This is a genomic window from Oricola nitratireducens, assembly GCF_014904745.1.
Classification (GTDB): Bacteria; Pseudomonadota; Alphaproteobacteria; order Rhizobiales; family Rhizobiaceae; genus Oricola; species Oricola nitratireducens.
In genome coordinates this window covers 95,091-107,286 of sequence record NZ_JACZCS010000004.1, presented here as the reverse complement: position 1 = coordinate 107,286, position 12,196 = coordinate 95,091, and the positions used below count along the sequence as shown (strand labels likewise).

17 protein-coding genes and 1 riboswitch are annotated in these 12,196 nt (G+C 64.8%); of the genes, 10 read left to right on the top strand and 7 right to left on the bottom strand.

Annotation, left to right across the window (positions count from 1 at the left end; genetic code table 11):
* Positions 1-149: 149 nt before the first annotated feature.
* Positions 150-614 carry an aminoacyl-tRNA deacylase gene (locus IG169_RS03310; protein ID WP_193174734.1) on the bottom strand — a complete coding sequence of 155 codons (465 nt, stop codon included), beginning with the start codon at positions 612-614 and terminating at the stop codon, positions 150-152.
* A 225-nt stretch (positions 615-839) separates the two neighbouring features.
* Positions 840-918, top strand: a riboswitch (SAM riboswitch).
* A gap of 55 nt (positions 919-973) precedes the next feature.
* On the opposite strand from IG169_RS03310, the gene metA reads away from it, so the two are divergent.
* Positions 974-1,900: a homoserine O-acetyltransferase MetA gene (metA, locus tag IG169_RS03305; RefSeq protein ID WP_193174733.1), complete on the top strand. Its 927-nt coding sequence runs from the start codon at positions 974-976 to the stop codon at positions 1,898-1,900.
* Positions 1,893-2,348: a GNAT family N-acetyltransferase gene (locus IG169_RS03300; RefSeq protein WP_246717092.1), complete on the top strand. Its 456-nt coding sequence runs from the start codon at positions 1,893-1,895 to the stop codon at positions 2,346-2,348. Before metA ends, IG169_RS03300 begins: the two co-directional genes overlap by 8 nt.
* 35 nt (positions 2,349-2,383) lie before the next feature.
* On the opposite strand, the gene IG169_RS03295 is transcribed toward IG169_RS03300, so the two are convergent.
* Positions 2,384-3,250 (bottom strand): hypothetical protein, encoded by an 867-nt coding sequence (locus IG169_RS03295; RefSeq protein ID WP_246717091.1) that lies wholly within the window; start codon positions 3,248-3,250, stop codon positions 2,384-2,386.
* A 334-nt stretch (positions 3,251-3,584) separates the two neighbouring features.
* Here IG169_RS03295 and IG169_RS03290 point away from each other — a divergent pair, with 334 nt between their 5' ends.
* From IG169_RS03290 to IG169_RS03265, 6 genes are all read left to right on the top strand, one after another.
* Complete coding sequence (locus tag IG169_RS03290) at positions 3,585-3,791, top strand: cold-shock protein (RefSeq protein WP_193174731.1); 207 nt, start codon at positions 3,585-3,587, stop codon at positions 3,789-3,791.
* Between the two features lie 110 nt (positions 3,792-3,901).
* A complete protein-coding gene (locus IG169_RS03285; protein WP_193174730.1) occupies positions 3,902-4,156 on the top strand; it encodes a hypothetical protein in 255 nt (84 codons plus the stop codon).
* A gap of 30 nt (positions 4,157-4,186) precedes the next feature.
* Positions 4,187-4,432 (top strand): 30S ribosomal protein S21, encoded by a 246-nt coding sequence (gene rpsU, locus IG169_RS03280; RefSeq protein ID WP_193174729.1) that lies wholly within the window; start codon positions 4,187-4,189, stop codon positions 4,430-4,432.
* Positions 4,433-4,500: 68 nt separating this feature from the next.
* A complete protein-coding gene (locus IG169_RS03275) occupies positions 4,501-4,743 on the top strand; it encodes a hypothetical protein (protein WP_193174728.1) in 243 nt (80 codons plus the stop codon).
* A gap of 96 nt (positions 4,744-4,839) precedes the next feature.
* Complete coding sequence (locus tag IG169_RS03270; RefSeq protein ID WP_193174727.1) at positions 4,840-5,310, top strand: GFA family protein; 471 nt, start codon at positions 4,840-4,842, stop codon at positions 5,308-5,310.
* Between the two features lie 53 nt (positions 5,311-5,363).
* Positions 5,364-6,548, top strand: coding sequence for a vWA domain-containing protein (locus tag IG169_RS03265; RefSeq protein WP_193174726.1), 1,185 nt, complete (start codon positions 5,364-5,366; stop codon positions 6,546-6,548).
* Between the two features lie 45 nt (positions 6,549-6,593).
* Here the strand turns inward: IG169_RS03265 and IG169_RS03260 are convergent, their stop codons facing one another.
* Positions 6,594-7,886, bottom strand: coding sequence for a glycerate kinase type-2 family protein (locus IG169_RS03260; RefSeq protein WP_193174725.1), 1,293 nt, complete (start codon positions 7,884-7,886; stop codon positions 6,594-6,596).
* Between the two features lie 127 nt (positions 7,887-8,013).
* On the opposite strand from IG169_RS03260, the gene IG169_RS03255 reads away from it, so the two are divergent.
* Together IG169_RS03255 and IG169_RS03250 are read left to right on the top strand one after the other, a co-directional pair.
* Positions 8,014-8,355 carry a TfoX/Sxy family protein gene (locus IG169_RS03255; protein ID WP_193174724.1) on the top strand — a complete coding sequence of 114 codons (342 nt, stop codon included), beginning with the start codon at positions 8,014-8,016 and terminating at the stop codon, positions 8,353-8,355.
* Between the two features lie 9 nt (positions 8,356-8,364).
* On the top strand, positions 8,365-9,036 hold the full coding sequence (locus tag IG169_RS03250) for a DUF2461 domain-containing protein (protein WP_193174723.1): 672 nt from the start codon (positions 8,365-8,367) through the stop codon (positions 9,034-9,036).
* 56 nt (positions 9,037-9,092) lie between these two features.
* On the opposite strand, the gene IG169_RS03245 is transcribed toward IG169_RS03250, so the two are convergent.
* From IG169_RS03245 to IG169_RS03230, 4 genes are all read right to left on the bottom strand, one after another.
* The gene (locus tag IG169_RS03245; protein ID WP_210325834.1) at positions 9,093-9,896 is read right to left on the bottom strand and encodes an amino acid ABC transporter ATP-binding protein; all 804 of its coding nucleotides are present in this window, start codon (positions 9,894-9,896) and stop codon (positions 9,093-9,095) included.
* A 31-nt stretch (positions 9,897-9,927) separates the two neighbouring features.
* Positions 9,928-10,587 carry an amino acid ABC transporter permease gene (locus IG169_RS03240; protein WP_193174722.1) on the bottom strand — a complete coding sequence of 220 codons (660 nt, stop codon included), beginning with the start codon at positions 10,585-10,587 and terminating at the stop codon, positions 9,928-9,930.
* Between the two features lie 10 nt (positions 10,588-10,597).
* On the bottom strand, positions 10,598-11,257 hold the full coding sequence (locus tag IG169_RS03235) for an amino acid ABC transporter permease (protein WP_343225562.1): 660 nt from the start codon (positions 11,255-11,257) through the stop codon (positions 10,598-10,600).
* 73 nt (positions 11,258-11,330) lie between these two features.
* Complete coding sequence (locus IG169_RS03230) at positions 11,331-12,152, bottom strand: transporter substrate-binding domain-containing protein (protein WP_193174721.1); 822 nt, start codon at positions 12,150-12,152, stop codon at positions 11,331-11,333.
* Between the last annotated feature and the right edge of the window lie 44 nt (positions 12,153-12,196).

The window sequence follows — 12,196 nt, the reverse complement described above, 5'->3', positions numbered from 1 at the left end:
GATCCTAGCGAACGCACCATCGCCGGCCTTGATTCGCATCAAAGCCGGCCCGCGACCGGATTGACCATGCCCGGTTTCCACCCGTGCATTTTCGCATGCTGGGCCGGACAGGTGGAAAAGATTTCGTGCGACCGAAACCGCGCCGGCAATCAGCCGCAGATACGCCCGTGCGGCACGCCATACATCAGCCGGCCGAACTCGTCGCCCGCGACATGTACGAGGCTCTTGTGGTCGCCGCCCTCGAAATAGATGTCGTCACGGCCCTCGAGCCGTTCGTCCACCACGCAGCTGACCCGGTACGGCACGCCGAGCGGCGGAACCGCGCCGGCATCGCAATCGGGAAACAGCATGCTTGCCTCGTCCTCGGTCGCCAGTTCCACATTGTCGCCGACCATCGAGCGGATTCGCTCAAGATCGATCTGCCGCGACGCAGGCACAACGGCGAGCATATAGCCTTGGTCCCACTTGAGGACCACGCCCTTGGCCAGGTTGTCGCCGGAGATATGGCTGGCTTCCGCCGTCCCGCTGGCGTTTGCCGTCTTGCGATGCTTCATCACCTCGAACGGAATGTGGTTGTCGTCGAGATATTCCTGGATTGTCAAAGCGACTGCCATGGCCGTTCTCCCTTGTTGCGCCTCGTTGCGAGGCCGCCGGATTGACGGATGTGCGGGCCACGGGACGCGGCGCGCGCACGGCCGTCTTGCCGGCCGGTTGGTGCCCTTGCCCCTGGAATGCGAATTGATTTTTTAAAATACACCCGCCGGGAAATCGCGGCAATGACGTATCTAGGTCCGGCGCCGATCCGCATGCGAGTTGACCGCGAAAACGTTCGGGCCTATTGAATTCGGCGTGGTGATTTGGCCGGCCGGCTTGCAGCCACGTTAAACAAGTCGCTAAAAGGGCCGAGGGCAAAATCCCATCCGGACCGGCAGCGGCAAATCCCGTTGGCCGGTTTTGTTTTGGAGTTTCGACAATGCCGATCCGTATTCCCGACCAGCTTCCCGCCCGCGACATCCTCGTGCGCGAGGGCGTGATGGTCATGGACGACACGACGGCGCTGCGCCAGGACATTCGTCCGATGCAGATCGGCCTGCTCAACCTGATGCCGAACAAGATCAAGACCGAGACCCAGATCGCCCGGCTGATCGGCACGACGCCGCTGCAGGTGGAACTGACGCTGGTGCGCATCGGCGGCCACAAGGCCAAGAACACGCCGGAAGATCACCTGATCTCCTTCTATCACACCTGGGACGAGATAAAGCACCGCAAGTTCGACGGCTTCATCATCACCGGCGCGCCGATCGAGACCCTGCCCTTCGAGGACGTCACCTATTGGGACGAGCTGACGCAGATCCTCGACTGGACCAAAACCCATGTCCATTCGACCTTCAACATCTGTTGGGGCGCGATGGCGGCGATCTGGCACTTCCACGGCGTGCCGAAATACACGCTTCCAAAAAAGGCCTTCGGCGTCTATCGCCACCGCAATCTCGCGCCCGCCTCGCCCTATCTGGCGGGCTTTTCCGACGACTTCTCGATCTCGGTCTCGCGCTGGACCGAGGTCCGCGCCGACGACATCTCCCAGGACATGGGGCTTGAGGTGCTGATGGATTCGCCGGAGACCGGCCTTTGCCTTGTCGCCGAGAAGACATGCAACCGGCTCTACATCTTCAACCACGTGGAATACGACTCGACCTCGCTCGCCGAGGAATATTTCCGCGATGTCGCCAACGGCACGCCGATCGAGGTGCCGGCCAATTACTTCCCGGACGACGACCCGGACAACAAGCCGCTGAACCGCTGGCGCAGCCACGCCTTCCTGCTGTTCGGCAACTGGATCAACCAAGTTTACCAGACCACCCCCTATGACCTTGCGGAGATCGGAAAACATCATGACTGACAAGCTGGAGATCCGCCCGTTGCAACGCGGCGACGAGGCCGAATGGCGCCGCCTGTGGACCGCCTATCTGGAATTCTACGAATCCTCGGTGCCCGAGGAGGTCTACAAATCCTCCTTCGAGCGCATGCTGGCCGGCAATGACGGTGCGCCGAACGAGTTCCGCGGTCTGATCGCGACGCTTGGCGGCAAGCCGGTCGGACTGGTGCATTACCTGTTCCACCGCCATGGCTGGCGCATTGAAAATGTCTGCTATTTGCAGGACCTCTATGCCGACCCGGACGTGCGCGGAACAGGCATCGGCCGGGCGCTGATCGAGGCCGTCTATGCCGCCGCCGACAAGGAAGGCTGCCCGAACGTCTACTGGCTGACGCAGGACTTCAACGAAACGGCGCGCAAGCTCTACGACCGCATCGGCAAGCTGACGCCGTTCATCAAATATTCGCGATAGGGCGTCACCCGGGCACGCGCCGGGTCCCCGGCGGCTCACGACGTATCCAGCCGCTGCGCGTCAAACGCCAGCGCGTGGCATTCCCTCAGCACGTCGTCGACCTCGTGAAAGGCCCGCTTGCGGTAGCCCGGCGGCCGGCCCGGACGCATGGGATTGAAGCGGGGCGAGCTGTTGAGGCCGAGATCGCGCTTCGCTTTCCAGCGGGCGAAACGTTTGGCGTGACCGTCGAGATCGTCCAGCGCGCGCTTCAGCGATATCAGCCGGCGGCCGATCGGCGCGGCGTCGATCTCGTCGTCGGGCGAGGGAATCCAGTCGTCGGGAATCGGAGTCGGCTCGGTCAGGCCGATGAAGGTGATGCGCGGGAAGGACCGGGCGCGGCGCCTCCGGGGCCGGAAATCGAAACGCTTGAGCGGATCGATGAGGGGGAGCGCCGGGATGGCGGCGGCGGGTTTGCCTGTTGTGGGTGTTGTTGTGGTTGGCGTGGCGGCTTTTTTGCGGCGCGCCGGCGCCACCACAACAACAAGATCGCGCGCGGCGATGATGACAAGACGCCGGACGGCGGCTTCGGCGGGGCGCAGGATCCGGATCACGCAATTGCGCAGATGGCGCGGCAGCGTCGCGGCCACTTCGCCATCGGCCAGCCCGACCATGGCGAACAGCGCCGCGACGATACGCAAAAGTGCGTCGCGGTTGCGGGCAATAGCCCGCGCCCAGTTGATCGATTGTCCTTGCGCCATCGTCATCGGGCAAGGATAAGGCAAGCGGCGGGGCGGTGGATTACATTTTGCTTTGGCCGCTTCGCGGCGCTTCCGTTTCATCCTTCCCCGCGGGCGGGAGATCGGACGCGCGTATTGCGTTTCTCGGGACCGTCGCGCCGGGAGGAACGACGCTGAAAACGGCAATCAAGCCTCCGCGCTTGTGATGGCGGCATCCGTCGCCGCAATCGCGCTGGCCTGCCGCTGCGGCACCCGGCGTGGACCAGCGGGCCGTCCAGGCGTTGCGCCGATCGCTCGGCAAACGCGCGAACGGGCGCTCCGGGACGGCCCGGACCGCCGATCCGCGTATCTGCTTGAAATTTCCCGGATTTGCGCCTATATACGGCCATCGTTTACTTGGCCAGGTTTGGCTATTCGCGGCGTCACAGGCTTTCGACCCGCCAATATCTTTCCAATTCTCGATAGTGGATCGCGTCCGCAAATCTCGCGGCGCGGCAATTTTCGTCTGAGGACTACTTAAATGCAGACTGGTACAGTGAAGTTTTATAATGGCCAGAAGGGCTTTGGATTTATCCAGCCGGAAGATGGCAGCAAAGACGTTTTCGTCCATATCAGCGCACTCGATCGCGCCGGTCTCGGCGGCCTCGTCGAGGGCCAGAAGGTCGAGTTCGAACTCGAAACCGGCCGTGATGGCCGCACCTCGGCCGCCAATCTCAAGGCGCTCTGATTTCACGCGGATCCGACCGCACCGGACGCTGACGTCCGGCGGGCCCGGGATCCGGCCGAAACCGAAAGCGGGGGCGCTTCCCCGCTTTTTCATTTCCTGGAAAGATGACCATGGCTCTACATCGCTATCCGCTAGGCCAGACTGTCCGGTTCAAGAGCCGGTCCGGAATGCCGCTCAAGACGCCGGATACATTCGAGATCGTCGGGCTGCTGCCGCCGCAAAACGGGACCTGCCAGTACCGCATGCGCAGCGAAGAGGAACGCCATGAGCGCGTCGCCCAGGAAGACGACATAGAAGCTGTCGAAGATACCTCGCCGAAACAGGCGGACAACAGCAACACCCCGGGCACTGCACATCTTCGGTAACGCCCGAACACCAACGAAGTGAGGAAGCCATTGCAAGTTCTCGTCAGAGATAACAACGTCGACCAGGCCCTTCGGGTCCTCAAGAAGAAGATGCAGCGCGAAGGCCTGTTTCGCGAAATGAAGGCGCGCCGCGCCTATGAGAAGCCTTCCGAAAAGCGCGCCCGCGAAAAGGGCGAGGCCGTTCGCCGCAGCCGCAAGGCCGCGCGCAAGCAGGCGCAGCGCGAGGGGCTGATCCCCGGACCGAAGCGCAAGCCGCGCGAAACGGGCGCACGCTGATTGACGGGCGATGACCGGCAGCGGACGGGATTCCCGGCCGCGCCGGCCGATGCCCTGAAAGGAGATCCATGTCGAAACTGACAAAAGACACCTTGTTCAAGCCGTCGACGCGCGCGAACGACAAGTGGGAAGTCACCAACACGGTGGCGCGGTCCATGACCGAGGCCGAAGCGACGGCCCGCGAGAAGAAGACCGAGCGGCTGCGCAAACTGCGCATGGAAGCCGGTCCGCAGGAAGAGGCTCCCAAGCCGAAGCGCGCCTCCCGGAAGCCCTCCGCCGCGAAAAAGACCGCTTCCTCCAAAACCGCCTGAACCGCCTTCGCGAGGGCTCGCGCCCCGCGAATCTCGCCGATTGATCTCGCCCGCCGATTGGCCGATTGTCATGTCGACCATGTCAGGGAGGGTCCGATGCTCGGACGATGCACATGCGGCGAAGTCCGCTACCGGCTCAACGCGAAACCGCTTTTCGTCCACTGCTGCCATTGCCGCTGGTGCCAGCGCGAAACCGGCTCGGCCTTTGCGCTCAATGCGCTGATCGAGGCCGGGGAGGTGGAGCTGCTTGCCGGAACGCCCGCCGAGATCGCGATTCCCAGCGAAAGCGGCAATGGCCAGGTCGTCAGCCGCTGCCCGACCTGCCAGATCGCCCTGTGGAGCGTCTATTCCAGTCCCGCCTTCCGCTTCGTGCGCGTCGGCACGCTGGAGGATCCGGACGCCTGCCCGCCCGATGTCCACATCTACACCGAGAGTAAGCAGCCCTGGGTGGTTCTGCCCCAGGAAACACCGGCCTTCCCGCAATATTACCGCCGGTCGCAGCACTGGCCGGCCGAAAGCCTGAAACGGCGCGAGGCGGCGCTGGCGCTGACCAATCCGGACGGCTAGGACGCGTCAGCGGGAAGGATGACAGAACCCTTTTCGCGCTCTAAGAATGACGTATGTTCATTCCGTTCTTTCTCGAACTGAAAGCCGCCAAGGTTCCAGTCTCGCTGCGCGAATATCTGTCGCTGCTCGAGGGGCTGGAGGCCGATCTCGTCACCTATGACGTCGAGGGCTTCTACTATCTCGCCCGCACCGCGCTGGTGAAGGACGAGCGCCATATCGACCGGTTCGACCAGGTGTTCTCGCATGTCTTCAAGGGCGTCGAGGCGGTCTCCGGCGAGGGCGGCATCGATCCGATGGCGCTGCCGGAGGAATGGCTGCGCAAGCTCGCCGAAAAGCACCTCACCGACGAGGAAAAGAAGCTGGTCGAGGCGCTGGGCGGCTTCGACAAGCTGATGGAGACGCTGAAACAGCGGCTCGAGGAGCAGAAGGACCGCCACCAGGGCGGCTCGAAATGGATCGGCACCGCCGGCACCTCGCCCTTCGGCGCCTATGGCTACAATCCCGAAGGCGTGCGCATCGGCCAGCACGAAAGCCGCCACCGCCGCGCGGTCAAGGTCTGGGACAAGCGCGAGTTCAGGAATTTCGACGACAGCGTCGAGCTCGGCACCCGCAATATCAAGGTCGCGCTGAAACGCCTGCGCCGCTGGGCGCGCCAGGGCGCTCATGACGAGTTCGACCTCGACGGCACGATTCGGTCGACCGCCGAGCACGGCTATCTCGACGTGCAGATGCGCCCCGAGCGCCGCAACGCGGTGAAGCTCTTGATGTTCTTCGATGTCGGCGGCTCGATGGACGACCATATCCGCTCCGTCGAGGAGCTGTTTTCCGCCGCGCGCGCCGAGTTCAAGCACCTCGAATATTACTACTTCCACAACTGCCTTTACGAATCGGTCTGGAAGGACAACCGCCGCCGCCACGGCGAGCGTATCCCGACCTTCGACGTGCTGCACACCTACGGACCGGACTATCGCGTCGTCTTCGTCGGCGACGCCGCGATGAGCCCCTACGAGATTGCCTATCCGGGTGGCTCGGTGGAGCACTGGAACGAGGAGACGGGCGCCGTGTGGATGCAGCGTGTTCTGGAAAAGTTCCCGAAATCCGTCTGGCTCAACCCGGAAAGCCAGGACCGCTGGCGCTATACGCAGTCGACCGCGATGCTGACCGAGATCATGGGCGGGAAGATGTATCCCCTGACGCTGAAGGGGCTGGACGAGGCGACGCGGGAATTGTCGCGGTAGTGTCCGCCTATCCCTCTCCCCGCAAGCAGGCCGGGGAAGTGGCGGTCACCCCAGCAGCAGGACCTGCAAATCGGCCACATTGGTGCCGGTCGCGCCCGTCTTCAGCAGGGCGCCGGCTTCGTTGAGCGCGTGATAGGCGTCGTTGTTTGCGAGATAGGTCTCGACCGACAGACCCTTTGCCTCCAGCGCCGGGATTGTCCGCGCCGTCACCAGACCGCCCGCCGCGTCTGTCGGCCCGTCGCGGCCGTCCGTTCCGCCGGAAAGGAACGCCCAGTCCCCCGGCAGAGAATTGGTTTCGCACAGCGCGGCGAAGCGCAGCGCCATTTCCTGGTTGCGGCCGCCCTTGCCGGAGCCGATGACCTGCACGCTGGTCTCGCCGCCGGCGAGGATCGCGACCGGCTTGCCGGACGGCGCGGTGCCGGCGGCATCGCGGAAGGCCTGGGCGGCATCCTGCACGTCGCCTTCCAGCCATTCCGACAGGATGACGGTGTCGTAGCCCTTATGCTTTGCCGCGCCTTCCATGGCATGCAGGCTGATCGAGTTGGAGCCGACGAGGATGTTCTCCGTCGTCTGCACGAAATCCTGTTTTTGCGCGGAGGCGCGTTTCTCCAGATGCGCCATGACGCTTGCCGGCATCTCACCTTCGAGGCCGAAGGCGCGCACGATCTCCAGCGCTTTTCCCGGCTCCGCCGGATCGGGCACGGTCGGCCCCGAGGCGATGATGGCGAGATCGTCGCCGGGCACGTCGGAAAGGATCAGCGCCAGCCCCTGCGCCGGCACGATCGCCCGCGCCAGCCCGCCGCCCTTCAGCCGCGACAACGCCTTGCGCACTGTGTTCATGGCGACGATGTCGGCGCCGGATTTAAGCAACAGGTCATTGGCGCGGATCTTTTCGGCGAGCGTAATGCCCTCGGGCGGCGCGGGCAGCAGCGCCGAGGCGCCGCCGGATATCAGGCAGAGCACGAGATCGCTGGCGCCGGCCGCATGCGCGATCGCCTCGATCCGCCGCGCGCCCTCCGCGCCGTTTTCGTCGGGCAGCGGATGCGATGCGCCGATGACGGTGACGCCCTCGACGTCGCGGACATTCTCGTAATTGGTGACGGCCAGCGCATCGGCGATCTTGCCGTGCGGCAGGAATTCCAGCGCCGCCTCGATCATCGGAATGGCGCCCTTGCCCGCCGCGATGACGTGCACCCTGGCCGCTTTCGACCATTCGCCGTCGTGGATTTCGAGCGCGTTCAGCACGGCGTGATAGGGATCGGCGGCGGCGACGCCAGCTTGGAAGATCGCGCGCGCATCGCTTGAGAGAGTGTCGGTCGTGTTCATGGGTTTGTCCATGGCCGCTCGTTTCCGCGCGGTCAAGATGCCGCGCAAGGCCGCTCCGTCACGTCGGCAGATGTCAGGAGGGACGCGCGCGCCGGCCCGCGCTGCTTCCCGTCGTCCGGAAATCGACTAGAATTGCGCCATGGCTTACGACGAGGAACTGGCTGCCCGCATGCGCGACCGTTTCGACGGCATGCCCGGCGTGTCGGAAAAGAAGATGATGGGTGGCGTCTGCTTCATGATCGACGGCAACATGCTCGGCGCGGCGCGGCGCATGAAGTCCGGCGACGCCCACTTCATGTTCCGGGTGGGCAAGGACAACGAGGCGGAAGCGCTTCGCCTTCCCGGCACGCGGCCGATGACGCATGGCGGGCGCAAGATGGGCGGCTTCATCTATCTCGACGAGGAGGCCGCCGATGAGGCGGCGATGCGGGCGCTCACCTCGCTGACGCTCGCCTATGTCACCACCCTGCCGCCGAAATAGGAGGGCGCGATGCCGGCACCGGATTTCACCGGCTTCACCGGCCGGACGATTGCCTTCCTGTCCGACCTCGAAGCGAACAACAACCGCGAATGGTTCAACGCCAACCGGCCGCTCTACGAGGCCGCCGTGAAGAAACCGGCAAACGCCTTCGCCGAACTGATGGCCGGCGAGATCGAAAGCCTCACCGGCCTGGCCCAGAAGCCGAAGATATTCCGCATCAACCGCGACATCCGCTTTTCCAGGGACAAGACGCCCTATAACGCCCATATCCACATCGCGTGGACGCCGCTCGACGCCGGTGCCAGCCCGCCTGCCTTCATGTTCGGCCTGTCGACCGGGTACTGCACCGTCGGCTGCGGCGTGTTCGAATTCGCCGTGCCGGCGCTCGAAACCTACCGCCGCAGGATCGCGGGGCCCGAGGGCGACGATCTTGGCCGGATGATCGCCGCGCTGAAGGACAAGGGCTTCCGCCTGCAGGAGCCGGCGCTGAAGCGGATTCCGGCGGGCTTTCCCGCCGACCACGCCTATGTGGAGCTGTCGCTGCACAAGGGCATCGCCGTCTGGCGCGACTTCGAGGGCCCGCAGGCGGCGGCCGGGCCGGACATCATGGCGCGCAGCCTGTCTTGCTTCGAGGAACTCCTGCCGCTGTGGCGGTTCCTGCGCGAACTCGACGGCGCGTGAGACGGGGCGCCGGTTGCCGGTCCGGTGCGAATGGACAACCTCCGGAAAGCTCACACCTAGACGACGTTGCGCTCGCGATAGGTCTGCAGGAAGGAGCGGATGCGGGGATCGGCGGGGTCGGCGCCGAAGATCTCGGGCGGCGGCACGCAGGCGACCAGGCGGCCGTGATCGAGGAAGGCGACGCGGCTGGCGACATGGGCGGCGAAGCCCATTTCGTGGGTGACGACGACCATGGTCATGCCTTCCGTCGCCATCGCCTTCATGACGTTCAGCACCTCGCCGACAAGCTCCGGATCGAGCGCCGAGGTCGGCTCGTCGAACAGGATGACGCGCGGCTCCATGGCGATGGCGCGGGCGATCGCGACGCGCTGCTGCTGCCCGCCGGACAGCGCCGAGGGATAATTGCCGGCCTTGTCCTTGAGATTGACCTTTTCGAGCGCGGCCATCGCGCGGCCGTTCGCCTCGGCCTTCGTCATCCCCTGCACCTGGACGAGGGCCTCGGCGACGTTTTCGAGCGCGGACATGTGCGGCCACAGGTTGAACTGCTGGAAGACCATGCCGATGTGGCGGCGCTGCTCGCGCAGCCGGCGCCCCGGCAGCGGCCGGCGCGGACCGCTGGAGCCCTCCTGCCAGCCGATCAGCTCGCCGTCGAGGCGGACCTCGCCTTCCTCGTAGGCTTCGAGGAAGTTCATGCAGCGCAGAAGCGTGCTCTTGCCCGAGCCGGACGGACCGATCAGGCAGGTGACCTCCGACTTGCGCACGTCGAGGTCGACTCCTGTCAACGCCTGGAAGTCGCCATAGCGCTTGCCGAGGCCGCGCACGGTGATGATGGATTCGGCGGATGTCGCGGTGTCGGGCATGGTCTATTTCCGGTTTGCCGTATCGGGCCGGTCAGGCGCGGCGGAGATGGCGCGTCACGCGCAACTCCACCCGCCGGCCGAGCCAGGAGGTGAATTCCACCATCGCCCAGTAGAAGAGCGACAGCACGAGGAAGGGTTCGACATAGGTGAAGGTTTCGGCGGCCATGGTCTGCGTCTCGTAGAGCAGTTCCGGCACCGTCACGACCGACAGGATCGCCGTTTCCTTGGTGAGGATGATGACGAAATTCGTCAGCGGAGCGGTGATCGAGACCAGCATCTGCGGCAGCACGATACGGCGAACGATGGTCCATTCGGAAAAGCCCATGCAGCGCGCCGCCTCGAACTGGCCCTTCGGCGTCGAAGCGAAGCCCGCGCGGAAGATCTCCGCGAAATAGGGGCTGCCATAGACGACGAAACCGGCGATGCCGGCCTCGACCGGAGACAGCAGCAGGCCGAAATGCGGTCCGCCGTAATAGAGGATGAAGAGCTGGATCATGAACGGCGTGCCGCGCACGATTTCGATATAGGCCTGCAGCAGGCCGCGAATCCAGCGGCCGGACCACTGGTAGATGCAGGCGATCAGGAAACCGAGCGCCATGCCGCCGAGCGATCCGGCGATCCAGCACAGGATGGTGATGCCGAAACCGTGCAGCAGGGCGGGGCCGTAGCGAACGAAGAGGTCGAGTTCCATCGCGCCGTCCCTACGCTCCGCCGACGTTCAGCCGCCGCTCGGCCATTCGCCCCGCATAGGCGAGGATCGCGTTGATGACGAAATAGACGCAGGCCGCCGCGAGATAGATCTCCAGCGGGCGGTAGGTCTGGCCGGTGATGTTCTGGGCGACGCGGGTAAGCTCCCCGATGCCCACCACCGAAGCGAGCGAGGACACCTTCACCAGCAGGATCAGTTCGTTGACATGCGAGGGCAGGCCGATGCGCAGCGCCTGCGGGACGAGGATGCGGCGCCACAGCGCGAAGGGCGCGATGCCGAGCGCATCGGCGGCCTCCTTCTGGCCGGCCGGGATCGCCTGCAGCGAGCCGCGCAGGATCTCCGCGTTATAGGCTGCCGAACACATGCCGATCGAAAGGAAGGCGGCGACCGTGGCGGGCAGATCGATACCGGCGTAGGGCAGGATGTAGAAGAAGGCGAGAAGCTGGACCAGCAGCGGGACGCCGCGGAAGAAGCTGACATAGAGCGCCGCAAACGACGACAGCCAGCGATGGCGCGACAACCGCGCGGCGCAGACAAGGATGCCGAGGCCGAGACCGACCAGCATGCCGGCAAAGGAGATGATCAGCGTCCAGCGTGCCGCCGCCAGCAGATAGGGCAGGTTGTGCGTGATCGTCGAAAAGGAAAAATCCACTCCCGTCTCCCCGGTTCAGGCGATTGGCGGCCGGCCCGGCGCTGTCGCGCCGGGCCGGGATCGTGCGGTTGCGTCAGTTGACGGCCGGCATTTCGGTCGGCAGTTCCGGCGCGGTGCCGAGCCACTTCTCGTTGATGGCGTCGAGGCGGCCGTCCTCGTGCATCTTCAGGAGCGCGTCGTTGATCGCAGCGACGAGACTTGCGCTGTCGTCGCCCTTGCGCGCGACCCATGCGAAATATTTCGGATCGCCGAAAGGCGGGGTGACAAGGGCGAAGGTCTCCGGGCGCTCGACGGCGGCGTAGCCCATCAGCGGCATGGAGTTGGCGACGGCCTGGATGCGGCCGGCGGCGAGGTCGGCGAGCGCCTCGTCGATATTGACATATTCGCGGATGTCGACCGGCTGCGGAAGCTTCGCGGAGAAGGCCTTGAGCTGTTCGAGCTGGGCGGAGCCCTTCTGCGAACCGGCTGCCTTGCCGGCGATGTCCTCGGGCTTCATGATCGTGTCGTCGCCGGCCTTCTTGGCGAGGGCGACGGTGGCGTTGCCCATCGGCAGGGTGAACGAGTAACGCTGCACGCGTTCGGCGGTGATCGTCACCGGCGCGTTGACGATGTCGAACTTGCCGGCTTCGAGGCCCGGCAGGATCGATTGCCAGGGCAGGTCGAGGAACTCGACCTCGACGCCCAGTTCCTTGGCGACCTCGGTGAACAGGTCGTGGCAGATGCCCTCATATTCGCCATCCTTGAGGATGTCGAAGGGAGCGAAATGCATCTCGGTTGCGGCAACGATCTTGCCCTTGGCCTTGATGTCGGCGAGCTGGTCGGCTTGCGCATAGCCGGTCATGCCGAGCGCGACGGCGCCGGCGGCGAGCATTCCAATGATTTTCCGCAGTCTCATGACGTTGTTCCCTCTGTAAGTTGTACTCGGGTTTCGGACCGAGC